The following is a 21,297-nucleotide window of genomic DNA, read 5'->3' as shown; positions in this document are numbered from 1 at the left end:
CACCGAGCTGGATAAAATGAGAAGCTTTGAGCCGCCCAAGCTGGAGGGATCACCTGAGGTAAATATCACCATCCGCCATTTTCAAGGTTTAGAATCAAAGCTGATGGTGAAAATTTATGAGCCAAAGAACAGAACCACTTCAATTCTACCAGCCGTTTACTGGATTCATGGGGGTGGTTATGTGTTAGGTAGTCCCCATGGAGATGATGGATTTTGTGAATATATGGTGAAAGAGGTTCATTGTGTTGTTGTATCGATTGATTACCGTCTTGCACCAGAGCATCCTTATCCCGCAGCGATTGAGGATTGTTATGCTGGGCTGAACTGGACAGCAGAGCATGCTAACGACTTACAAATTGACCTCACAAGGCTTGCGATCGCTGGTGCTAGCGCTGGCGGAGGTTTGACGGCGGCATTGGCGTTAATGGCTCGTGATCGAGGTGGACCTAAGATCACATTTCAAATACCTTTGTACCCGATGTTGGATGATCGCAATGAAACACCTTCGAGTTATGAGATCAACGAAGACAATATGCCGTTAGCGTGGAATCGTGAAAGTAATATTATCGCATGGAATATGTATCTGGGTACTTATGGCGCAGATAGTTCTAATGCTACAGCTAGAACAGAAGAAACTTCATCTTATGCGGCGCCAAGCAGGGCTACGGATTTGAGCAACCTTCCACCCGCCTATACGTTTATTGGTCAGCTTGATCCTTTTAGGGACGAAACAATAGATTATGTTGCTAGACTTGCACAGGCTGGAGTACCGGTTGAGTTTCACTTATATCCTGGATGTTTTCATGGCTTTGATGCGATTTTTAACGAGGTAGAGATTAGTAAGCAAGCTAGAAGTGAATGTATGAATGCCTTAAAAAAGGCATTTGATAATAAATAGTAGGAAAAGGAGTAGATTTTGATGGCATTTTTTCAAGTGAACTTTTTTTCTAAAGCGTTAAAAAGACAGGTTCCGTTTACTGCCTTTGTTCCAGTAGATACGTTCGAAATCCCAGGTCAAGAGCCAGTAGAACGGGGACCTATAAAATCGTTGTATCTACTACACGGCTATGCAGGCAATCATATGGATTGGGGTTTAGGTGCTAAAATTCAAGAATTATCGCTCCTTCATAATATTGCTGTATTTATGCCAAGTGGGGAAAATAACTTTTATTTAGATGATACGGATAAAGGGGAACTCCACGCTGAATTCATTGGCAACGAGCTAGTAGAATTTACTAGAAAGACGTTTCCTATTTCCTCAAGCAGAGAGGACACATTTATCGGTGGATTATCTATGGGGGGCTTTGGGGCATTACGTAATGGCTTAAAGTATTCCCAGCACTTCAGTAAAATTATTGCCTTATCCTCCGCCTTGATCACACGAAATATAGCAGGTATTCCTGAGGATTTTAAAGACCCTATTGCGGACTATAACTATTATAGAAGAGTGTTTGGAGATTTAAATGAGCTACTTGGGAGCGATAGAGACCCTGAGGCTTTAATTCTTAATCTGAAAAAGGATAACGCAGTATTCCCTCACATCTATATGGCGTGTGGAACAGAGGACTTTTTATTGAAGCCAGGCAGACCCGCACGAGGCACGTGCGGGGGCTGGGCCGGGCCGTCAGCACCACCACCCCACCGGCCATCCGCCGGCCCCACAGCAGCCCGCAACGAACATTCCCCAAACCGCACCGAAACGCTGTAGCTCACCCCACACCCACCCCGGCCGCCGACCACGACCGCCACGCCACCGAGCCACCCGGCCGCACCCGCCCAACTCTGTAACTCCGGAACTTCCAGACTCCCCCCGGGACACGCACCACACACCCCGCCCACACCCCGAAACCTGCATGCAATTTTCACGCACAATTCACCCCCAAACCTGCATGCAAATTTCAAGCACAATCCACCCCGCCACGTCCCCCACACCAATGTCCGACCCCCCATCTACACTCCCAACTGTCAGATTCACAACCACCCACCACCCAAGGAGAACACCATGAACACCACCGAGCTGCCGAAGGAGCTGCTGTGGTTCCTCGAGGTCTGGAGCGGCGATCTCGCCGGGGATCTCGCCACCCGGCTCAACTGCTCTGAGGTCGATGCGCTGGCCGACCTGCTGCGCTTCTACGGGCGCGACGGTGCCGCGGCCGAGTGGATCAACCACCACAGCTACGGCGACGACGACCCCGACGACCGGCACATCCGGACTCCGGAGACGGCGATCGGCTACGAGCTGGCGGAGCTGATCGGCTATCACCCCGCGCTGGAGCTGGCGGAGGAGGACCCGGAGACGTTCGGCGCGGGGCACCTGGTGCTGCGCGCCGGTGACGACGACCGATTCGCGATCACCGAGCGCACGGACAAGCCCGCCGACGATGAGTCGCGCGAGATTGTCGGCTGGGCCTGGTCGGAGCAGCAGCGCGGCGCTGAGGGGCTGTGGGTCGAGGTGGGCAACGGCCAGACCGAGGCCGACGACCTGGAGCCGCTGATGCTGGCCGCGTGGCAGTGGGCCACCCGCGTCGTCGGTAGCTGACCTCTCCCCCGCGGCCTCCGGCGACGTCGGGGGCCGCGGGCAACCCCCGCATGACTGTCAGATTCACAATGAGCGAAGGAGTCCACCATGAAGATCCGAGTGAGCAACGGCGCAGGCCAGGTGGCCGAGTTCGAGGTCCCGGAGGAGAACCTGTGGCTTGACGTGATCGACTCGCGCGGCGAGGCGCACTGGGCAGGTTCTCTGTTCGTGCAGCAGTCGGCCGACACCGGCGCGGTGAGGATCGAGCTGGGCGCTGCGGCGTATGCGGACGATCTATGGGAGCCCGCGAACCCGGTGGTCGTCCACAACGAGACCCTGTTCAACCACGAGTGCCGCGCTCGGAGCCTGTCGTAGCGCTTGCCCGCGGCCTCCGGCAATGTCGGAGGCCGCGGCTACTCTTATCACTGTCAGATTCACACTGTCGAATGATGGAAGGACCACCAATGAACACGAACGCCACCGACCCGGTGATCCGGGTTCTTGAGGCACTGTCGGCGACGCCGCAGCCGGTGGATGTGATCGCCGAGCGTGCGGGCACGACCCTGGCCGAGGCGCAAGCGTCGCTTGCCCTGCTCGAGGACCGCGCTACCTCGAGCGTCGCCGGGTGGAAGCTCATCGATCCGCTGCCGTGGGCCAATGGCCACGGGTCGCGGCTGAGCATTGCCGAGTACGAGCACCGCCGAGACGACCTGGTGCACAACGAGGGCGACGAGCGGTTCCGGTTCGCGCCGCGCGCGCTGGCCGACATGGAAGCGGAGTACGGCATCCACCGCTGGGACGGGGCACCCGGCGCGGTGATCGAGAGCGAGACGAACCCGTGGCTGCGCGACGAGTTCGGGCGCGACATCGACCTCTCGGCCGTCCCCGCCACTAACCCCGATGGCTGCGACACCTGCCGGTGGGGCATCCTCCCGGGCGTGCTCGCGCCGATGGACACGATCTTCGGGATCCAGCGTTGCGATGAGTGCCAGATCTATCCCGGCGACCTCGCCGCGGCGCGCGCGCTGGCCGACCTGCTCGGCCCGGGCGTGACGGTCTGGTTCCACGGCACCCTCTGACGGAGGCCGGGAGGGTGCGCGCCGGTAGGTCGCCGCGTACCCTCCCCGACTGAATGTCGGTGGCCCCTTCTATTCTCATAACTGTCAGATTCACGACAACCATCAGTGAAAGGAAGCACCATGAACGACACCACCACCGAGCAGGAGATGATCCTCCCGGCCGCCCCGGTCTCCGAGCGCCGCGCCGCCTACGCGGGCGAGATGGACCGGGTGCGCGCCGAGCTGGCAGCGGCTCGCGAGCAGATCGCCCGCCACGAGCAGACGATCCACGCGCTCCGCTACGAGCAGATCACCGACGGCACCGACCCGCGCCTGGCGACCTTCTGGGAGAGGGCCGGGGAGGTCGCCGACGAGGAGAACTTCTGCGACGAGTACGACCGCCTCGCCGAGCAGATGGGCGGCCCGCGCCGGACCCGCGACTGGGATGTCGAGGTGGACGTGACCGTCACCGTCCGCGTCCTCGTCACCGTCTCGGCCACCGACGAGGACGACGCCGCGGAGATTGCCGCGGAGGAGGTGGACCTCGAGCGCGTCATCGACGCCGCCCGGGACAACGGGTACGAGCAGTGGGAGACCGACGTCTACTCCACTCACCGCGCCTGACACAACGCCGGGGAGGGCACACGCCCTCCCCGGCACCCCCGGTCCCCGCAGCCACCCCGAAGGAGCCACCAAATGCCCCGCACCATCCCGACCCGCGTCATCACGGCCGTGCGCACCGCCGACAGCATCCGCGTCTACGTCGCCCACGACCCCCGCGCCAGCTACTCCCGATCCGTCATCCCCACCGTCACCCGCAACCGCACCACCTGGGGACACCTCACCGACGGCCGCCCGATCCTCACCGGCCAGATCGACCACACGCTCGACCCCGCCGACAGCATCCGCGGCGAGCGCGACGCCGAGAAAGTCACCGCCGCCCTGCAGCAGGACCGAGCCGTCTCCGTCGTCGTCTACGACATCGCCTGATCCGCTCCACCGAGACCCCGGACACCCCCACGGTGCCGGGGTCTCGTCGCGCCCGGGCACATCGTGCCGAACTCGTGGCGTCCCCGCCCTCGTCGCTACGCTGAGTCCCCCGCGGCGAGCGCGCCCACCCGGACGGAGACCCCAGCATGACCCGAGAGACCCACGAACCGGACGAGCCGATCAACTGGCCCTACGGCCACGTCTCCGTCACCCCCGGCCGGACGACAGACCCCGCCGCAGACCGCATCGCGCTCGCCGCAGTCGCCGTCACCCTCACCGACGACGACCACGACGAGTGCATCCGCGTCACTCTCGGCCCCACGGACCACTCCGACCTGTCCGTCTATGGCCCCGAGGACCTCGAACACGTCGCCCAGAAACTCAACGGCCGCCCACGCAAGACGCTCGGCTGGGATACCCCAGCCGAGCGTCTGCTACAACTTGTCTAATTCAGTCGGTGTTGCGACGACCCCTCGAATCCGCCTGATGCCACGGGCCCTTTCGCATGCCCGGGCCGTCTTGCCTCATGTCAATAGGTCCGGGAGCGGTTGACGCTTGCCTCACGCAAGAGGTCCGCGTAGCTCAGGCGGCGGGGCGGGTGCCTTGGGTGCGGGCGGCGGCGAGGTCGATGAGTTGCTGCTGGATGCGGGTGATGCGACGGGTGATCGCTGCCGGGTTCAGCTTCGCGTGCTCCTCGGCCAGTCGCTCGGCGGTGCGCTGGTCGAGCACGCCGGCGTCGAGGAGCCGCTGATACGGGGTTCTGGGCGTGTCGTAGACGCGCTTCTTACGCCCCGAGGTGGTGTGGGTCCAGCCGGTGGCCTTCACGCAGGGCAGCAGGTGGTTCTTCCGCTTCATCACCAGGGAGTGCAGCTCGTTGAGCAGGCGCAGCTCGTGTTCGGTCTCGTATCGGTAGCGAAACGCGTGCCGTCTCACCCAGTCGCCGTTGCGCTGCTCGACGTGGGCGTTGTCGTTGTGCTGGTAGGGGCGGCCCCTCGTGACGGGGATCTCCCGCTCGTCGCACCAGGCGATCACCGACCAGTTCAGGAACTCGGACCCGTTGTCGAAGTCCATCCCCGCGATCGGCACCGGGGAGGCCCGCCGCAGCCAGTCCATCCCGGCTCTGATGTTGACGTGCGCGTTGTTGCGGATCGCGCGGAGCAGCGTCCATCCGATCACCGGGTCCGTCGCGGTGAGCGTGCGCAGGTACTCGCCCTTGGTGGTGTGCCCGCAGTGCGCGACGGTGTCCAGCTCGTAGAACCCCAGCCCCGGCGGCAGCCCGTCCATCGCGGTGCGCACCGGGATCGACGAGCGCAGGATATGCGACGGGCGCGTCGTCGACAGGGCTCCCGGGTAACGGGCATCCCGGTGCGGCTTCAGATACCGGTCGATCGTCGCCGCGCTCATCGACCGCAGCTCATCCAGCACCCCCTCGGTCACGCGGGCGGCGACTCGGACGAGCTCGTTGAACCGCACCAGCCGTTCCAGAGTGTCATCCATGACCGCGGCCAGGTACTTCCCCGACGGCTGCCCCGACAGCGCCCACACCTCCTGCAACACCACCAGCGCGTCGTACGAGTACTTCCTCGGTCGCGGCTTGCGCTGCTGGTCACGGGCCGCGCCCTTGCGTGCGAGCGCGTTGCGGATCGCGCGACGGGCGTAGTCGCGATGCCAGCCCGTGGTCTCCACCAGCGCGTCCAGCAACCGACCCTTCTCCGCCCGCCCGGCCTTCGCATACTCGCGGGCGAACCTCTTCGTAATCTCACGGCGCGAAGCCATCGACAACTCCCTGCTCACATCGCCAGGGAACACGAATCGCTACGCGGACCTTCTTACGTGAGGCACACGCTGCCGCTCCCGGACCTTTTACGCGAGTCAAGTCGCGGGCTGGTATCTCTCCGGATCTCGCGATATAGTTTCTGCACAGCAGATTGCGTTTCTGCGGATGACCGTGAAGGATTGGCGATGACGACAAGCCCCACCATCTACGACGAGGTGCGCAACGGCATGCTGCCCGCGCACATCTACAACGATGCCGAGATCTTCGAACGCGAACGCAGGAACCTCTTCAGCCGCGCGTGGCTGTTCGTCGGCCACGTGTCGGAGATTCCCCAGCCGGGCGATTACGTCGTCCGCAAGGTGCTGGACGACTCGTTCATCGTGGTGCGAGACGAGAAGGGCGAGATCCGCGCCCACTTCAACATGTGTCTGCACCGCGGCATGCAGGTGTGCCGTGCGGAGATGGGCAACGCCTCGCACTTCCGCTGCCCTTATCACGGCTGGTCCTACCGCAACGACGGCCGGATCGTGGGACTGCCGTTCCATCAGGAGGCGTACGGCGGCGAAGAGGGCTTCAGCCGCAAGGGGGCCCGCCTCCTTCCGGCGCCCAACCTCGACACGTACAACGGGTTGATCTTCATCAGCATGGATCCCGATGCCCCGCCGTTGAAGGAATACCTGGGTGACTTCACGTTCTTCCTCGACTACTACACGAAGCAGTCCGCCGCGGGCATCGAGCTGCGGGGCCCGCAACGCTGGCGCGTGAACGCCAATTGGAAGATCGGCGCCGAGAACTTCGCGGGCGACATGTACCACACGCCCCAGACGCACACGTCCGTCGTGGAGATCGGCCTGTTCCGCGAGCCGAAGGCCGAGAAGCGCAAGGACGGCAACACGTACTGGGCCGGCAACGGAGGCGGCACCACCTACAAACTGCCGCCGGGGACGCTCGAGGAGCGGCTGCGCTACGTCGGATATCCCGACGACATGATCGAGCGGATGAAGCAGACCTGGTCGCAGGAGCAGCTCGATGTGATCGGCGAGAACGGATTCATGATCTCGGCGGCATCCGTCTTCCCGAACATGAGCCTGGTGCACAACTGGCCCAAGGTGGAGGACGGCGACGATGTGCTCCCCTTCATCTCGCTGCGCACCTGGGTGCCGATCAGCGAGTGCGAGACCGAGGTCTACTCGTGGTTCGCGGTCGCGGCCGATGCGCCCGAGGAGTTCAAGGAGCTCAGCTACAAGGCGTACCTCATGTGCTTCGGCTCGACCGGCATGTTCGAGCAGGACGACGTCGAGAACTGGGTGTCGCTGACGAACACCGCCAAGGGCGCGATGGCGAGGCGCCTGCTGCTGAACAGCCGCATGGGCATGCTGAAGGACGGCAGCCCCGTCGTGGAGCCGCTCGGCGACGACGAGTGGGCGGGGCCCGGCGTCGCGCACGTCGGATACGGCGAGTACAACCAGCGCCACCTGCTCGAGCGCTGGGCCGACTACGTGGAGGCGGATGCGCCGGAGCCGCAGCGGCCGATCGGACTGGGCGGGGTGCGACTGACGCCCTCGGCGGCGGCCGCCGCCGCGGCGGGCGACTGCGCGACCGGTGATTCCTGCGACGCGGGCACCGCGGCCGGCGACGGCGCGGTGGACACGGAAGGAGTGACGGCATGACGTTCGTCGGAGCGGAGCTGTCCGCGGAGTCCGTGCTGAATCGGGGCGCGACGCAGGCCCGCAAGGTCGGACCGTCGCTGTCCTTCGGGGACGCGCGGCACCTCGAGCTGTCGCGCTGGCTGGTCGAGGAGGCGTACATGCTCGACGACCAGCGGTACGAGGACTGGCTCGCCACCATCGCGGACGATGTGCACTACCTCATGCCCGTGCGGGTCACGACCGCCCTCGGCGCGGGCTACACGACCTCTCCGGGCATGGCGCACTGGGACGAGAACAAGTACTCCCTGAGTCGCCGCGTAGCGCGGTTTCTCACCGAGCACGCGTGGACCGAGGATCCCCCGTCCCGCCTGCGGCACTACGTCACCAACGTGCGCACGTTCGAGACCGACGTGGAGGGCGAGCTCATCGTCGACTCCGCCGTGCTGCTGTTCCGCAGCCGCAGCGACACGAATCCCGCGTCGATCCTGTCCGCGCAGCGCGAGGACGTCCTGCGGTGCACGGAGGACGGCTACGTGCTGGCGCGACGTGTGATCATGATCGACGAGTCGGTGCTGCGCACCCAGAACCTGGCGATCTTCCTATGACTCTCGAATGGGAAGGCGAGGACATCGATCGCGCCGCCGCGCACCGCGCGTACGAGGCGCATCAGCGGCTCGTCGAGCGCACGATCGGCGTGCCGCTGACGATCGCAAACGAATTCAGCGAGATCCGTGTATCGCACGTGGAGACCCGAAACGGTGCGCGCCTGCTGATCGAGTCGCCGAAGTCGGGCCAGTGGATCGCACTCGACCCGCTCGAGCTCGAAGCGCTCACGTGGCAGACGACGCAGACCTTCTCGGCGATGATCGCGTCGCCGTACGCGCCCATGTTCCCGGAGCCGGCACAGTCGCCGGCGGAGTAAGAGGTAATGAGATGACCGCCATTGTGAAGGCCGACCTCGGCGCCTGCCAGGGCTACGCGAACTGCGTGGTCGGCGCCTCGGACTACTTCGACATCGACGACGACGGCAAGGTCGTGCTCTTGCAGCTCGAGGTGCCGGACGCGGAGCGCACTCGCGTCGAGGAAGCCGCCCGAAGCTGCCCGGTCTCGGCGCTGTCTGTCGAGGGTTGAGCCGATTCGCATGTCTCACGTCGTCGTCGTCGGTGCTTCCGTCGCCGGAGTCAAGCTCGTACAGAATCTTCGTTCGGAGGGGTTCACCGGCGCGATCACGCTGGTGGACCAGGAGAGCCATCCCCTCTACGACCGTCCCCCGCTGTCGAAGAAGTACCTCAGCGGCGCCGCATCCGACCCGGAGATCGCGCTGACGACGGCGGAAGCGCTCGAAGGCCTGCGGGTCGAGACCCGTTTCGGCGTCGCCGCGACCGAGCTGGATCCTGCCGGCAAGACGCTGACGCTCGCCGACGGCAGCGAGCTGACCTACGACATCCTCGTCATCGCGACGGGTGCCCGAGCTCGCCGAACCCCGTGGGCTTCCACTCCCGGCGTCCACGTGCTGCGTACCCGCGCCGATGCCGACGAGCTGCGCAAGGAGCTCGTTCCGGGCCGCCACCTCGCGGTGGTCGGCGCCGGATTCATCGGCGCCGAGGCGGCCGCCACAGCGCTTGCGGCCGGTGTCAAGGTCACCATCATCGAACCGATCGGTGCTCCGATGGGCCGGGCGATGAATATGGAAGTGGGCGGTATCTTCGCGGAGAAGTACCGCAGGGAGGGTGCTGAGCTACGCTTCGGCGTCTCCGTCGAGAACGTCGAGCGCACGGGTGACCGCGTCCAGGTCACGCTCACCGATGGCGCGACGCTGGATGTCGACGCTGTCCTGCTCGGTATCGGAGCGGTCGTCAACACGGAGTGGCTCGAGTCGTCGGGCCTCGCGCTGGATAACGGTGTCGTCTGCGAAGGCACGCTTGCCGCCGTCGGCGTCTCCCACGTGTATGCGATCGGCGACGTGGCACGATTCATGAACCGACGGCATCCCGACCCGATCCGGTTGGAGCACTGGACGAGCGCGACGGATCAGGCGCTGATTGTCGCGCATAACATCGCTCACCCGGATGACCTGCGCAGCTACGACCCGACGGAGTATGTGTGGAGCGACCAGTACGACTGGAAGATCCAGATCGTCGGGCATACCGGATCTGATCACTGGACGATGGTGGGCGACCCTGCGCAGGACCGCTTCGCCGTCGTGTACGGCGAGAGCCAAGGGCAGGCCGAAGGTGCCGTCATCGTGAACTGGCCGCGTGCCCTCGTCGACGCCCGCCGCTCGGTCGCCTCGCGAGCGAAGGCGGACGAGCTGATACATCGGCTGCGCGCCCTCCTCGAGCCCTCGAGCACGGCTCCGGCGAAGGCGGCCGCCCGATGAGAGCTGACGACACCACCCTCCCCCTCCTGCACGGTCACCGCATCCCGCGAATCGGGGTGGGCACGTGGCCACTCACGGGAGACGAGTGCGCAACGATGGTCGAGAAGGCGGTCGGCTACGGTTACCGCCTGTTCGATACGGCGTACAAGTACGCGAATGAGGAGGCCGTCGGTGCCGGTCTGCGTGCATCGGGCATCCCTCGTGACGAGGTCTTCATCACGAGCAAGTTCAACAAGGAGGACCACAGCGTCGAGGGAGTGCAGCGCGCGTACGACCGATCGCTGAAGACCCTTCGCGTCGACTACCTCGATCTGTTCCTGATCCATTGGCCGGTTCCGGCCCTCGACCGATACGTCGAAGCGTGGAAGGGTCTGGTGAGACTGCTCGAAGAGGGACGAGTGAAGGCGATCGGCGTCTCCAACTTCAAGTCTCACCACCTTCAGCGCGTCGTCGACGCGACCGGTGTCGTCCCCGACGTCGATCAGATCCAGCTCAGCGTCGACATCGCCCGTGTCGAACAGCGCAGCTTCCAGCGCGCTCACGGCATCCTGACCGAGGCGTGGAGCCCGCTCGGACGCGGAGGAGCCCTGCTGTCCGATCCCGCGGTGACCGCGATCGCGTCGAAGTATGACAAGTCGCCCGCACAGGTCCTACTGCGCTGGCACATCGAGGAAGGGATCGTTCCCGTCCCGCGCGCCGGCGATGAGAAGCATCTCGCGCAGAACATCGACGTCTTCGATTTCACGCTCAGCTCGGAGGATATGGCGACGCTGAGTGGGCTGGATCAAGGCGAAGAAGCCGCCCGCGACCCGGACGATCCGGCCAACGGGCACTGAGGCCCACGGCGGCGGGTCGGTCGCTCCCGCAGCCACGCTCATCAGCGGCGTGTTCGCGTGCGCAGCGCATCCATGGGCGCTACGACGACCCGGGCCGGTTCACCCCAACAGTTCGGCGAGGCGGATCGCGGCGTCCTGCAGTGACCGCGCTAGGGACTTGACCTTGCCCGGCGGTAACCGCTGCACGGGCGCGGAGGCGTTGATCGCCAGTCGCAGTCCCGACGAGACGTGGACCGGGACCGCGACGCTCGCCACGCCGTCCTCGCTTTCCTGCCGATTCACGGCATAACCGTCCAGTCGTGTCCGAACCAGTTCGGCGACGAGTTCGTCTCGGGAACGTATGGAGTTCGGTGTGACGATCTCGAGCTGCTCGTCCGGGTACAGCCGGAAGAGCTGCTCGTCGCTCAGCTCGGCAAGCAGCGCCTTGCCGGTCGAGGTGCAATGCGCCGGCAGGGTCTTGCCCAGTCTCGAAACCACGCGCACGGCCACATCGGGCTCGGCAACGGCGAGGAATCGGACATGGTTGCCCTCGAGCGTGCCCAGGTGGCAGGTCTCACCGAGGGCGGCGCTGAGGTCCTCGAGGATCGGCTGCGCCAGTCTCGGGACATCCATCCTGCGCAGCACCGAGAAGGCCACCGTCGTCAGCGCCGGGCCAGGGCCGTAAGCCTTGGTCACCGGGTTCTGCCGCACGAAGCCGCGCCATGCCAGCATCGCGAGAAGTCGGTGCGCGGTCGAGGTCGCCACCCCGAGGAGGGCACCGGCGTCCGTGAGCCGCAGCTCGTGCTCCTCACCCAGCAGCAGGATCAGCTTCAGCGCGTTGTCGACCGACTCGATCGGATACTGGGGTGGATCGCCCGGCGACCCGAGCTGTCGATTCTGCACGGCAGAAAGCTTACTTGCAACGTGGGCGCGCTCCTCCTGCACCGCGCGCTCCGATGCCGACCCGACAGGCGGGAGGATCGTCTCCGCGGTGCCACTGCAGCCCGTGCCACCCCACGCCGCCCGCGTGGCTCCCTGTGACGGCCCCGACGGCCCAGGCGCTCTACGGTCGGAGCAGGACCTTCAGGCTGCTGGACGCGTCGCGGGACTGCTCGAAGGCGGCGGCGGCATCGTCGAAGGCGAACTCGTGGGTCGCCAGCGGCGACAGATCGATCCCCTGGGCGTCGGACGCCTGACGATCGACTCGAGGACGGCCTCGTACTCGCGATGAGCGATGGCGAACGACTGCGGGTGCCACAACTGATAGAAGTAGTGCCCCTTAACGTGGTGTAGTTCGCGGTGGCCGGTCTCGTCGTAGACGTGGGCGCGGTCACCGTGTAGTCCCTTCGAGGAATCTCCTACAACCCACTCGAAAGGCATCTTCACGATGACCGCACCTCATATTGTCGACCCTGCCGGCCTGCTCAGCGAAGCCCTGACCGACGCGTCGCCGGATCTCATGCGTTCGCTGTTGCAGACCATGATCAACGCACTCCTCTCGGCCGACGCGGACGCCGTGGTCGGCGCGGAATGGGGCCAACGCAGCGACGACCGCACGACGCAGCGCAACGGCTACCGACACCGGAACCTGGACACCCGGGTCGGCACCATCGACGTCGCGATCCCGAAGCTGCGTCAGGGCACGTACTTCCCGGAGTGGCTGCTGGAGCGCCGCAAACGTGCGGAGACCGCGCTGATCACCGTCGTCGCGGATTGCTACCTGGCCGGGGTCTCGACTCGTCGGATGGACAAGCTGGTGAAGACCCTCGGGATCCACTCGCTGTCGAAGTCGCAGGTCTCACGGATGGCGGCGGAGCTCGACGAGCACGTCGACCAGTTCCGCCACCGCCCGCTCGGCGACGCCGGCCCGTTCACGTTCGTCGCCGCCGACGCGCTCACCATGAAGGTCCGCGAGGGCGGCCGCGTCATCAACGCCGTCGTGCTGATCGCGACCGGTGTGAACGCCGACGGCCGCCGTGAAGTCCTCGGCCTGCGGGTCGCGACCAGCGAGACCGGCGCGGCGTGGAACTCGTTCTTCGCCGACCTCGTCGCCCGCGGACTCGGTGGCGTCCGCCTCGTCACCTCCGACGCGCACCAGGGGCTTGTCGAGGCGATCGCGGCGAACCTGCCTGGAGCTGTCTGGCAAAGGTGCAGAACCCATTACGCCGCGAACCTGATGTCCGTGACGCCGAAGACCATGTGGCCGGCGGTGAAGGCGATGCTGCACTCCGTCTACGACCAGCCCGACGCGGATGCCGTGCACGCGCAGTTCGATCGGCTGCTGGACTACGTCGACCAGAAGCTGCCCGACGCGTTCGAGCACCTCGACACCGCCCGGGCCGACATCCTCGCCTTCACCGGGTTCCCCGAGGGCCTCTGGCAGCAGATCTGGTCCAATAATCCGAACGAGCGGCTCAACCGTGAGATCCGCCGCCGCACCGACTCGGTAGGCATCTTCCCGAACCGGGACGCGATCATCCGCCTCGTCGGCGCGGTGCTCGCCGAGCAGACCGACGAATGGGCCGAAGGACGCCGCTACCTCGGCCTCGACATCCTCGCCAAATCCCGCCTCACCCTCGTCGCCGACACCGGAGGCGAGGTGGACACCGACATCGTCCTCGAGCTCAGCGCCTAACCCATCAACAGTTCGAAGGAACCCGAGCTACACCACATCCTGGGGCTTGACCCTGATAGATGTGTAAGCAGCGTTCCGGGTAGGAGTCCACTACCCGCCCCAACGGGATGTCTGCACGCGCGACGCAGCAGCGGAGGAACGCGTGGTGCGCCACCAGCCAGGCGTCCATGTCACCGACTGCCAGCGCCGCATCCATTAGCGTCCCGTACTCGCGCGAAGCGCCGATCTCGGAGCGCAGCATCCGTCCACCGTCCGGCGCGCGCCTAAGGACTCCAGCTGAAGCCGGACACCGTAGAGCTGGTCGACCTCTTCTACGTCCGGGTGATACACCGTCGCTCGGCGATGGTATCGGCCTCGTTTGAGCCTTTCTTCCCGCAGCAAGCGAAACGCCTCGTGCAAATGACCTCCCCGTCGATCCAGGTCTTTCAACTTTCCATCCTGCGTGAGGCGGCAGTGGCGGTGACACTCCACTGCTCGGAAGAGCACTATTTCGCGCTATTGATCCGGACCCCGATGGTCGGAAGCTGTTCAGTGCCGCGTCATCGGCGCAATACGCTGGGAGACGGGGCTTCCTCTGCCCCGGGAGGACACCATGCAACCAGATAACCTCACGGTCACGGCTCGGGTGGCGCGCACAGCCGTCCCCGGGCGGCTGGACGATCTCACCGAGTGGGCGCATGGTTTCACCGGCCGGGCCCAGTCGTTCCCCGGCTACCGGGAGTCGAAGGTCCGAGTCTCGGAACGGCACCGGCGCCAGGTTGTCGTCGAGATCACGTTCGCTTCCCCCCATGACCTCATCCGGTGGGAGGACAGTAAGGAGCGGCAGGCGCACCTGCAACAGGCCGTGCCGCTCACGATCGGGCAGGCCCGTCCACTGACTCCGGACGCCCTCACCGGTGCAATCCCGACGGCCGGTCCCGCGCGCCCGCGGTGGTGGACGGCGATTTTAGTGTGGATCGCGCTGGTACCGCCTGCCATGTTCAACGCCTACTTCATCGCTCCGCTCCTGACCGGCCTGCCGCCGTACCTCCAGATCCTATGTACGACGCCACTGACCGTCGCGTGCGTCATCTGGGTGATGTTGCCTCTATTGCACGCGCTCGAGGAGAGCATCCGCCACTGGCTCGCGTGGCGGCGCGGGCGCTGAGCGTCTGCCCCATTAGGCGCTGTCGCGGCGGGCAAAGCCCTCTCCGCTCCCTCTTGTCAATCTTGCCTACCTTGGTGAGGGGCATGTCGTCGACGGCGATCAGCCGCTCGGGGTGCTTATGCTTAGCCACCCCGGCGGACTCCATGGCGGCGCGGATCCGTTCGAGCCCGAGCGGGCCGCCCTCCTTGAGACTCACGTAGACGCATACCCGCTCGCTGAACACGGGGTCGAGCATCGCGACGGCGGCCGCTAGATCGAAGCTGTCATAGCGGTAGACGAGGTCCTCCACCTCTTCGCACGAAATCTTCTCGCTGCCTCGGTTGATCATGTCGAGATGTAGCCATCCTCGGTGAAGGACCGCGCGTTCGTCTCAGGTGCGCGGTAGCATCCGCGCGGGGTGTAGCGGATCGGTTTCCTGCTCGAGCATAGATCGACGGCTCATCAGATGCCTCCAGAGTTCTTTTCGTCGGTTATGTCGGTGTGGTGATCAGCGGCGGCGCTGGCGCTTGCCGCCCCAGAACGCGCGGACTGCCATGGTGATCGCTTCGTCTTTGGTGAGGCGATCACCACGGGCCGCGGCTTCGTCGCGTGCCTGGTTGATGTACTCGAAGACGTCCGGAGGTAGTCGGAAGGTCGCGGGGTGTTTTTCGATGCGCTGGACATTGTACGGGCCGCGCTTCTTGCCGGTGCGGGGCGACGTGTCACACCCCAATCAGGGCGGCTTCGACGTCGTCATCGGCAACCCACCCTACGTCAACCGGCGCGAGCTCAGCTACCGCATCACCGGCTTCGAGACAGACAACGTCGACGACATCTACGCCTCCTGCTGCGAGCGCTCGGCGCAGATCACGCGCCCGGATGGCCGGCTCAGCCTGATCGTTCCCATCCGCAGCCAGTTCGCCGATCGCGACGAGTCACTGCGGAAGTTCTACGAGCGGCGGTTCGATGCGATCTGGGTGAGCACCTTCCAGGAACGCCCGGCTGCCCTGTTCCAGGTGAAGGTGCGCAGCACGATCATCACCGCCGCCGGGTATGGCAGCGTCTCCGAGCTGCACACGACGCTCACCCACAGCTGGATCGAGGCGTTCCGTCCGCATCTGATGGCGACACTGCGGTATTCGCTTCGGCCCGCCGGCTCGCGGACCCCGAACTGGATGCGCGCCAGCAGCGACGCGATGTTCGAGCTGATCGACACGCTGCTTGCGAAGGGCACGATCTCCTCGACGCCGCTTGTCCGTGTGAGCGACTACTCCGTCGGTTTCAAGAAGACCGCCACGTACTTCCTGAGCACGTACACGGTGCCGCCGGTCACCTACGACAAGACCACGCACGCCACGGTGCCCCTCAACGAGGGGAAGCTGTTCGTTCAGAACCGGAAGGACCAGCTCGCGGCCAGCGCGATCGCGGCGTCGCGGCTGGCGTTCCTGTGGTGGACGTTCACGGGCGACTGCTTCAACGTCACCAAGGGCACGATGTCGCAGATCCCATTCTCCCCGCACGCTTACGGGCAGGACACGTTCGATGCTCTGGTGGAGCTCGGCGAGAGGATCGAGGAGGCGCTGCCGGCCGTGCGCTCCTGGGATCTCAACTCCGGGAAGTACGTGGGCGGGTACGCGATCCCCGAACTGCGTCATCTCACCGGTCAGGCCGACGAGATCATGCTGGAGGCGATCGGCCGCATCGATCTGCTGCCGGAGATCCAGTACGCCCACGCCCGGATGTACAAGAGCACCGGGATTTCCGCGACGACACTGCGAAAGTTGCCGTTCGAGGTCGAGGTGTGACGCGCGACATCCGCACGGGTCCTTTGCCCTCGAGCGACTGCGATCGTTCGTCCGGGTCAGGATCCTCTGAGTGATGGATATGACAGGTAGGCGCTACCGGATGAGTTGACCCATCTCCCAGTCGCCGAGAGGGATCGTCCGACAAGTTCTGTCAGCGGTCCAAGCGGGACGGTGGCGGTCAGGTTGATCATCGCCGCACAGCATAGAACGCGTTCTCGAACTCGATGGGCGGGACGACACACCGACAGCGGTGGGGTGCCTACCCTTCTCAGGCGGAGTCACGGAGCGAGGTGACAAGCTCCGCGGGGAGGGCAAAGACCTTCTCGAGCAACGGGAGAAGGTCCCGGACTGCCTCGAGGTGCTGCTCTTCGGTCAGATCGTCGATCGCCGGAGGCTCGTCGCCAGTCCAGCCGATCGCTTCCGCCACGATCGTCAGGGACCAGGAGTCCCACCTGAGCCGCCCCTCGGATCGCAGCTGCTCCCGGAACTGACCGAGCACGCCCACGGGCTGAAACGCATTGCGATCGCGCGCGAGCTCGTCGCGAACGTACAACATCGCCGTTTCGAAACCGAGCAGGAACGTGTGCACTCGCTCGAACGTGACGGGCTGCCCGATATACATTCCGGATCGCTTCACGAATGCCTCGGCGATCGAGTAGACCGGCAACTCGGCCGGCCCGTTAGTTTCACTCATCTCGACTTCCCTGCCAGCAGCTCAGGAGACGGTCATTACCCGCGGCGCCGTTTGCGGCCCCAGTAGGCGCGAAGCGCAACGGTGACGATCTCGTCCTTGGTGAGGCGGTCGCCGCGGCTGGCTGCATCCTGCTTGGCCCAGTCCATCAGTTCAAGCGCGTCGTCGGGGAGACGGATCGAGACGGGCTTCTTCTGGACGTAGACGACGTTGTAGGGCCCCCGCTTCTTCTTCGCCGGCGGTGGCGTCTCCGCCTCGGCCGACTCAGGAGGCGTCGCGCTCGCCGCTGCCGGCTTCTGGCTTGCGCGAGGTGCGCGTGCGGGTGCTTCGGACGTCGCTGCCTGGTCGACGTCGCTGGTGACTTCCTCAGCGGGGGGCGCGGCCTTGCGTGCGCGGGGCTTCGCTGCAGCTGTGGGCTTCTTCGGGGCGGCCATGGTCACTGACCACCTCCTCGGTTTCCACGGCGGCGAGCGCGGCGCTCCTCGATGCGCCGCTTCTCTTCCATGCTGATGAGCTCCGCCGGCGACAGCGAGCGGGGGCGGCGAGTGCGGCCGCGCTCGGCCTGCCTCTGGTACTCGGTCGTCTTGGCCGTGCTGACGACGTTGAGGGTGACGCCGGTGATGGTGTCGCGGCTGGTGTCGAGGTTCACGTATCGGTTCTTCGACTCTTCGCGGAACCAGCCGAGGGCGTCGCCGCCGTTCTCGTGGATGCGCTTGAGCATCGTCGAGGCGTTGTACGAGTTGACCTCCATCACGCGGCCGTTGGAGAAGGTCAGGTGGGCGGTGATCTGCTTCTGCTTGTCGTGGGACTGGCCCTTGGCGGCGTTGCGGACCTGCTTGATCAGTTCGGCGTTCGCCTGCTCGCGGCCCTTCGCGGTGCGGCCCTTGGGGATGCGCATCTCGATGTACCGGTCGCCCCCGGTGGCGTATGCCACGTCGACGCGCAGCCGACCACCCTGGCGACCCTCAACGTAGGTGCCGCTGAGGTCTTCGGGGATGACGGGCTTGGCGCCGGCCTTGCCTCGCACGGGGGCGATCGAGCCGTCCTTGCGCCGGCGCCGCGGCGGGACGTGGGTGAGGCGTCCGGTGTCAGCGAGCTCCTGGAGCGCCTGGCGGTAGAGGGCGCCGCTGGTTTCGCCGTTGAGGATCTTGCGGACCATTCGAGGCGAGCGGTGCAGCTCCTCGGCGATCTCGGCCGTGCTGATGCCCTTGCGCCGCAGATCGCGGATGAGGTCTTGGGCGGTGCGCTGCTGGTCAGCCATCAGCCCTTCTCCTCTGCCTGCTCGAGCGCCTTGGCGATGCCGGCCCGCTCGGCACGTGCTTTCAGCGCGTCACGCTGCCGCAGCGTCTCCGGCGTGATGAAGGATCCGTTGAGGTAGCCCTGCAGGCGCAGGCGCCCGGTCTTGCCGTCGTCGCCGCCGCCGATGAACCGGTCCGGCAGGGACCACGCCGGCAGCTTGGTCGTGTAGATCGCATCACCCTGGATGCCGATGAGCGTCGAGGGGTCGACCGTGAGAGCACCGGAGGTGTAGCCGCCGAGGGAGCTGGGGCCGTGGAGGACGCGAGCGCGTGCGCGACCCCAGACCTGGGCGGCGAGCTCCGGGTGGTAGAAGCTTCGGGTGCGGTCGTTCGGGCGCGACGGGATGCGATAGATCCAGAGGTTGCCCTGTCGCAGCATCTTGGCCCTGTACTCGGGCGGGACGTCATCGGGCGACGCGGCGACGCGGGTCTCGTCGCGGCCCGCGGCGGCGAATGCACCGATCGAGTGCAGCATGATGTTCCGCAGCGCGGCGAGCACAGCGCGGCGCAGGTCCGGGTGCATCTCGTCCTGCAGCTGGACTCGCTCGCGGGCGCGCGTCATGCGCTCGGTGAAGGTGTCTAGAGGCTTGGCCTTGCGGAACACCACGGCCTCGTGAGGGCGGATCTCCCACCCGTGCTTGAGGGCGACGTGGATCTCGCTGCCGTCGGCCCAGGTGTCGTGCACCGCTCCGGGCCGGTTCGGATAGAACCAGCCTTCGCGAACGTCCAGGTGCTTCACACCGAGCAGGCCAACGTGGTTCCAGCCCTGAGGGACGCGGAACCGCACGTGGAAGCGGGCGCGCGCGTAGGGGTCTTGCTCGAGCAGCTCGTACGCGGCGGCCTGGTTCAGCCGGATCGCGGGGCCGATACCGAGCTCGCGCCCGACGCCGGCGAACATGAACCGGCCGTCGACGTAGGCGAACTCGCTGATCTTCTTCGTCTTGGCCGGGTCGATCAGCGGGACGCAGTCCTCGTGCTTGGCGAACGACTCCCCCGCGACCAGGTGGTCGTAGTGGTGCAGGCCCGAGGTGAAGTGGATCTCCTGGGCGATGTCGTCTTCGACCGGCACGGGGTTGATGTTCTTCGGCAGCGACAGCGCCCACAGGTTCGTTCCGGTGGCGGCAGGGCTGTTGAACAGGCGCGCGTTCTCGTCGGCGTGGCGAATGATCGACGCGGTGACGTTCCAGGCCAGACGAGCCTGGGCAGGGGTCAGCGGCCCGTCGCCGAACCACTCCTCCGCGGTGCGGACTTCGATCTTGAAGCCGGTGACCGCGTGCTCGAACCGACCGGTGGGCGGGCCGTTGTTGACCCAGTGGGCTCCGGGCTTCCAGTTCGGGGTCTGGACGTACAGCCAGTGCCGCACGCCAGGCGCAGGCTCGGGGCGCTTCCCGGTCAGCATGATGCGGTTAGCGCCGTACGAGGCAGCCGTGTCGAGCAGGTCCGTCAGGTTGGGGTTCTTGCGGCGCTCGCCGATGACGGGGCGAACGGGCGTGCCGGCGTCGGTGACGCCTTGCCCGGTGGTCTGGTCGACCCAGATCGTGGGCACGTCCTTCGGCGTCCACGGCTTGGGTCGGTAGTTCAGCTCGTCCATCTCACCCCCTCATTCGTCAGGTTATATTAGTCAAGAGTGCTTGAAAATTGCAATCAGATTTCGCAGTCGACGGGCGCTCCATGAAGGTCTGGCGGGGTCGCTAGGACGCGAGGCGGCCGCCGTAAGAGCGCCCGCGTCCGTGGTAGGACTTCTGCGCCTTCCGCAGCCCTTCCTCGGTCATCCCCAGCAGGAGGGCGATCTCTCGCTGGGTCAGCTCGGCCGCGCGCGCCTCGTCGACGACTTTGCCGCGGCGTTCGCGCAGCTCGTCCGCTTGCGCGAGCTGCTGGCCGATGCGACGGAGCTCCTCACGGATGGCGTCCGCGTCCTTGTTAGCCATGCGCCCCAGCATCCCCAACCAAGTTGGGTCTGGTTGCCGCGGCGCGCCGTAACCGCGAAAGTGGTTATATTCATCCAGCTGAGAGGAGCGCTGATGACCGGACGGCACCTCACCACGGCGGACGTCGCCGAGAAGCTCGGCGTGTCCGTCGTCGCGGTCTACAAGATGCGCTCCATCAGCAACAAGCTGCGCAGAGCCGGCCAGGAGGGTCCTCTGCTCCCCGAGCCGGTTGCCATAGAAGGCAACTCCCCGCTCTACGACGAGGCCGCGATCGACGCATTCGCGCAGGAGCGCGCGCGCAGGGCGCCCTCGCAGCGCGGCCGCCGGCCGCGACTGATGCCGGGACTGGCGCGCGATGCGGCTTTCGCGGAGCGGTTGCGGGCGGCGATCGCGGACGGGGCGGGGGCGCCCGAGGTTCCCACGCAGGCGGCTCTGATCGACCTGCTCGGCTTGAACGTCGTCACGTTCGGTGAGCGGATGCGAGGGCGCACCCGCTGGACCGACGCCGAGCTCGAGGTGATCAGGCGCACCCTCGGTGTCGACACGACGGATGCGAACGAGGTCGTAGACCGCGCTCGCGCGGCCAAGCGTCAGGCGCGCGCGGCGAGATCCCACGCGGGTTCGTAG

The 21,297-nt window shown here is 65.5% G+C and carries 27 protein-coding genes; 18 read left to right on the top strand and 9 right to left on the bottom strand.

The features are described from left to right. From ABTW64_RS14560 to ABTW64_RS15345, 8 genes are all read left to right on the top strand, one after another. Positions 1–898: alpha/beta hydrolase (locus ABTW64_RS14560; RefSeq protein WP_350623552.1), on the top strand; the 898-nt coding region annotated here is incomplete at its 5' end. Between the two features lie 21 nt (positions 899–919). Beyond that, entirely contained in the window at positions 920–1,708 is a 789-nt protein-coding gene (locus ABTW64_RS14555) for an alpha/beta hydrolase (RefSeq protein ID WP_350623550.1), read from the top strand. 294 nt (positions 1,709–2,002) lie between these two features. Next, the gene (locus tag ABTW64_RS14550) at positions 2,003–2,539 is read left to right on the top strand and encodes a hypothetical protein (protein ID WP_350623548.1); all 537 of its coding nucleotides are present in this window, start codon (positions 2,003–2,005) and stop codon (positions 2,537–2,539) included. A gap of 87 nt (positions 2,540–2,626) precedes the next feature. Beyond that, positions 2,627–2,893 (top strand): hypothetical protein, encoded by a 267-nt coding sequence (locus ABTW64_RS14545; protein ID WP_350623546.1) that lies wholly within the window; start codon positions 2,627–2,629, stop codon positions 2,891–2,893. A gap of 89 nt (positions 2,894–2,982) precedes the next feature. Next, complete coding sequence (locus tag ABTW64_RS14540) at positions 2,983–3,597, top strand: DprA-like winged helix domain-containing protein (RefSeq protein ID WP_350623544.1); 615 nt, start codon at positions 2,983–2,985, stop codon at positions 3,595–3,597. 120 nt (positions 3,598–3,717) lie between these two features. Continuing rightward, positions 3,718–4,200, top strand: a complete 483-nt coding sequence (locus ABTW64_RS14535; RefSeq protein WP_350623542.1) for a hypothetical protein — start codon at positions 3,718–3,720, stop codon at positions 4,198–4,200. A 72-nt stretch (positions 4,201–4,272) separates the two neighbouring features. Continuing rightward, positions 4,273–4,566 (top strand): hypothetical protein, encoded by a 294-nt coding sequence (locus ABTW64_RS14530; protein ID WP_350623540.1) that lies wholly within the window; start codon positions 4,273–4,275, stop codon positions 4,564–4,566. A 146-nt stretch (positions 4,567–4,712) separates the two neighbouring features. Beyond that, positions 4,713–5,015, top strand: coding sequence for a hypothetical protein (locus tag ABTW64_RS15345; protein ID WP_425325893.1), 303 nt, complete (start codon positions 4,713–4,715; stop codon positions 5,013–5,015). Positions 5,016–5,148: 133 nt separating this feature from the next. Here ABTW64_RS15345 and ABTW64_RS14520 read toward each other — a convergent pair whose 3' ends face one another. Continuing rightward, the gene (locus ABTW64_RS14520) at positions 5,149–6,267 is read right to left on the bottom strand and encodes an integrase (protein ID WP_350623538.1); all 1,119 of its coding nucleotides are present in this window, start codon (positions 6,265–6,267) and stop codon (positions 5,149–5,151) included. A gap of 261 nt (positions 6,268–6,528) precedes the next feature. Between ABTW64_RS14520 and ABTW64_RS14515 the strand changes: the two genes are divergently transcribed. From ABTW64_RS14515 to ABTW64_RS14490, 6 genes are read left to right on the top strand one after another with little or no spacing between them, the layout of a single operon-like run. Then, positions 6,529–8,013: an aromatic ring-hydroxylating dioxygenase subunit alpha gene (locus tag ABTW64_RS14515; protein WP_350623536.1), complete on the top strand. Its 1,485-nt coding sequence runs from the start codon at positions 6,529–6,531 to the stop codon at positions 8,011–8,013. Beyond that, entirely contained in the window at positions 8,010–8,597 is a 588-nt protein-coding gene (locus ABTW64_RS14510; RefSeq protein WP_135012863.1) for a 3-phenylpropionate/cinnamic acid dioxygenase subunit beta, read from the top strand. The genes ABTW64_RS14515 and ABTW64_RS14510 overlap by 4 nt, the downstream gene beginning before the upstream one ends. Then, positions 8,594–8,914, top strand: coding sequence for a hypothetical protein (locus ABTW64_RS14505; protein ID WP_350623534.1), 321 nt, complete (start codon positions 8,594–8,596; stop codon positions 8,912–8,914). Before ABTW64_RS14510 ends, ABTW64_RS14505 begins: the two co-directional genes overlap by 4 nt. Positions 8,915–8,925: 11 nt before the next feature. Beyond that, on the top strand, positions 8,926–9,123 hold the full coding sequence (locus tag ABTW64_RS14500) for a ferredoxin (RefSeq protein ID WP_350623533.1): 198 nt from the start codon (positions 8,926–8,928) through the stop codon (positions 9,121–9,123). A gap of 10 nt (positions 9,124–9,133) precedes the next feature. Beyond that, positions 9,134–10,372 (top strand): NAD(P)/FAD-dependent oxidoreductase, encoded by a 1,239-nt coding sequence (locus tag ABTW64_RS14495; protein ID WP_062633832.1) that lies wholly within the window; start codon positions 9,134–9,136, stop codon positions 10,370–10,372. Then, on the top strand, positions 10,369–11,208 hold the full coding sequence (locus ABTW64_RS14490; RefSeq protein WP_005050739.1) for an aldo/keto reductase: 840 nt from the start codon (positions 10,369–10,371) through the stop codon (positions 11,206–11,208). Before ABTW64_RS14495 ends, ABTW64_RS14490 begins: the two co-directional genes overlap by 4 nt. Positions 11,209–11,307: 99 nt before the next feature. On the opposite strand, the gene ABTW64_RS14485 is transcribed toward ABTW64_RS14490, so the two are convergent. After that, a complete protein-coding gene (locus ABTW64_RS14485; protein WP_039712028.1) occupies positions 11,308–12,090 on the bottom strand; it encodes an IclR family transcriptional regulator in 783 nt (260 codons plus the stop codon). Between the two features lie 484 nt (positions 12,091–12,574). On the opposite strand from ABTW64_RS14485, the gene ABTW64_RS14480 reads away from it, so the two are divergent. After that, entirely contained in the window at positions 12,575–13,822 is a 1,248-nt protein-coding gene (locus ABTW64_RS14480) for an IS256 family transposase (protein WP_350623530.1), read from the top strand. Positions 13,823–14,447: 625 nt separating this feature from the next. Next, positions 14,448–14,969, top strand: coding sequence for a putative antibiotic biosynthesis monooxygenase (locus ABTW64_RS14475; protein WP_162303983.1), 522 nt, complete (start codon positions 14,448–14,450; stop codon positions 14,967–14,969). On the opposite strand, the gene ABTW64_RS14470 is transcribed toward ABTW64_RS14475, so the two are convergent. Both ABTW64_RS14470 and ABTW64_RS14465 read right to left on the bottom strand, forming a co-directional pair. After that, on the bottom strand, positions 14,890–15,297 hold the full coding sequence (locus ABTW64_RS14470; protein ID WP_005050745.1) for an AMP-binding enzyme: 408 nt from the start codon (positions 15,295–15,297) through the stop codon (positions 14,890–14,892). The genes ABTW64_RS14475 and ABTW64_RS14470 overlap by 80 nt on opposite strands. 159 nt (positions 15,298–15,456) lie before the next feature. Then, positions 15,457–15,681: a hypothetical protein gene (locus ABTW64_RS14465; protein WP_039712023.1), complete on the bottom strand. Its 225-nt coding sequence runs from the start codon at positions 15,679–15,681 to the stop codon at positions 15,457–15,459. On the opposite strand from ABTW64_RS14465, the gene ABTW64_RS14460 reads away from it, so the two are divergent. Beyond that, positions 15,668–16,753 carry an SAM-dependent methyltransferase gene (locus ABTW64_RS14460; RefSeq protein WP_039712022.1) on the top strand — a complete coding sequence of 362 codons (1,086 nt, stop codon included), beginning with the start codon at positions 15,668–15,670 and terminating at the stop codon, positions 16,751–16,753. The genes ABTW64_RS14465 and ABTW64_RS14460 overlap by 14 nt on opposite strands. A gap of 268 nt (positions 16,754–17,021) precedes the next feature. Here ABTW64_RS14460 and ABTW64_RS14455 read toward each other — a convergent pair whose 3' ends face one another. From ABTW64_RS14455 to ABTW64_RS14435, 5 genes are all read right to left on the bottom strand, one after another. Beyond that, positions 17,022–17,447, bottom strand: a complete 426-nt coding sequence (locus ABTW64_RS14455) for a hypothetical protein (RefSeq protein ID WP_005050749.1) — start codon at positions 17,445–17,447, stop codon at positions 17,022–17,024. A 35-nt stretch (positions 17,448–17,482) separates the two neighbouring features. Then, a complete protein-coding gene (locus ABTW64_RS14450) occupies positions 17,483–17,884 on the bottom strand; it encodes a hypothetical protein (protein ID WP_005050751.1) in 402 nt (133 codons plus the stop codon). Then, positions 17,881–18,705: a hypothetical protein gene (locus tag ABTW64_RS14445; protein ID WP_047801722.1), complete on the bottom strand. Its 825-nt coding sequence runs from the start codon at positions 18,703–18,705 to the stop codon at positions 17,881–17,883. The genes ABTW64_RS14450 and ABTW64_RS14445 overlap by 4 nt, the downstream gene beginning before the upstream one ends. Then, on the bottom strand, positions 18,705–20,333 hold the full coding sequence (locus ABTW64_RS14440; protein ID WP_005050756.1) for a hypothetical protein: 1,629 nt from the start codon (positions 20,331–20,333) through the stop codon (positions 18,705–18,707). Before ABTW64_RS14440 ends, ABTW64_RS14445 begins: the two co-directional genes overlap by 1 nt. Before the next feature lie 100 nt (positions 20,334–20,433). Then, positions 20,434–20,670, bottom strand: coding sequence for a hypothetical protein (locus tag ABTW64_RS14435; protein ID WP_043340519.1), 237 nt, complete (start codon positions 20,668–20,670; stop codon positions 20,434–20,436). Between the two features lie 93 nt (positions 20,671–20,763). Between ABTW64_RS14435 and ABTW64_RS14430 the strand changes: the two genes are divergently transcribed. Next, complete coding sequence (locus ABTW64_RS14430) at positions 20,764–21,297, top strand: helix-turn-helix transcriptional regulator (RefSeq protein WP_005050761.1); 534 nt, start codon at positions 20,764–20,766, stop codon at positions 21,295–21,297.

The organism is Microbacterium sp. NPDC096154 (genome assembly GCF_040302945.1).
Lineage (GTDB): Bacteria > Actinomycetota > Actinomycetes > Actinomycetales > Microbacteriaceae > Microbacterium.
The sequence above is the reverse complement of the archived record's forward strand: the minus strand, read 5'-3'. Positions and strand labels throughout refer to the sequence as shown.

Coding starts and splice junctions, on each gene's coding strand:
- ABTW64_RS14495 (WP_062633832.1), top strand. CDS start 9,134: ATGTCTCACGTCGTCGTCGTCGGTGCTTCCGTCGCCGGAGTCAAGCTC.
- ABTW64_RS14480 (WP_350623530.1), top strand. CDS start 12,575: ATGACCGCACCTCATATTGTCGACCCTGCCGGCCTGCTCAGCGAAGCC.
- ABTW64_RS14505 (WP_350623534.1), top strand. CDS start 8,594: ATGACTCTCGAATGGGAAGGCGAGGACATCGATCGCGCCGCCGCGCAC.
- ABTW64_RS14435 (WP_043340519.1), bottom strand. CDS start 20,670: ATGGCTAACAAGGACGCGGACGCCATCCGTGAGGAGCTCCGTCGCATC.
- ABTW64_RS14555 (WP_350623550.1), top strand. CDS start 920: ATGGCATTTTTTCAAGTGAACTTTTTTTCTAAAGCGTTAAAAAGACAG.
- ABTW64_RS14545 (WP_350623546.1), top strand. CDS start 2,627: ATGAAGATCCGAGTGAGCAACGGCGCAGGCCAGGTGGCCGAGTTCGAG.
- ABTW64_RS14535 (WP_350623542.1), top strand. CDS start 3,718: ATGAACGACACCACCACCGAGCAGGAGATGATCCTCCCGGCCGCCCCG.
- ABTW64_RS14515 (WP_350623536.1), top strand. CDS start 6,529: ATGACGACAAGCCCCACCATCTACGACGAGGTGCGCAACGGCATGCTG.
- ABTW64_RS14500 (WP_350623533.1), top strand. CDS start 8,926: ATGACCGCCATTGTGAAGGCCGACCTCGGCGCCTGCCAGGGCTACGCG.
- ABTW64_RS14445 (WP_047801722.1), bottom strand. CDS start 18,705: ATGGCTGACCAGCAGCGCACCGCCCAAGACCTCATCCGCGATCTGCGG.
- ABTW64_RS14440 (WP_005050756.1), bottom strand. CDS start 20,333: ATGGACGAGCTGAACTACCGACCCAAGCCGTGGACGCCGAAGGACGTG.
- ABTW64_RS14455 (WP_005050749.1), bottom strand. CDS start 17,447: ATGAGTGAAACTAACGGGCCGGCCGAGTTGCCGGTCTACTCGATCGCC.
- ABTW64_RS14530 (WP_350623540.1), top strand. CDS start 4,273: ATGCCCCGCACCATCCCGACCCGCGTCATCACGGCCGTGCGCACCGCC.
- ABTW64_RS14490 (WP_005050739.1), top strand. CDS start 10,369: ATGAGAGCTGACGACACCACCCTCCCCCTCCTGCACGGTCACCGCATC.
- ABTW64_RS14470 (WP_005050745.1), bottom strand. CDS start 15,297: ATGATCAACCGAGGCAGCGAGAAGATTTCGTGCGAAGAGGTGGAGGAC.
- ABTW64_RS14510 (WP_135012863.1), top strand. CDS start 8,010: ATGACGTTCGTCGGAGCGGAGCTGTCCGCGGAGTCCGTGCTGAATCGG.
- ABTW64_RS14430 (WP_005050761.1), top strand. CDS start 20,764: ATGACCGGACGGCACCTCACCACGGCGGACGTCGCCGAGAAGCTCGGC.
- ABTW64_RS14540 (WP_350623544.1), top strand. CDS start 2,983: ATGAACACGAACGCCACCGACCCGGTGATCCGGGTTCTTGAGGCACTG.
- ABTW64_RS14550 (WP_350623548.1), top strand. CDS start 2,003: ATGAACACCACCGAGCTGCCGAAGGAGCTGCTGTGGTTCCTCGAGGTC.
- ABTW64_RS15345 (WP_425325893.1), top strand. CDS start 4,713: ATGACCCGAGAGACCCACGAACCGGACGAGCCGATCAACTGGCCCTAC.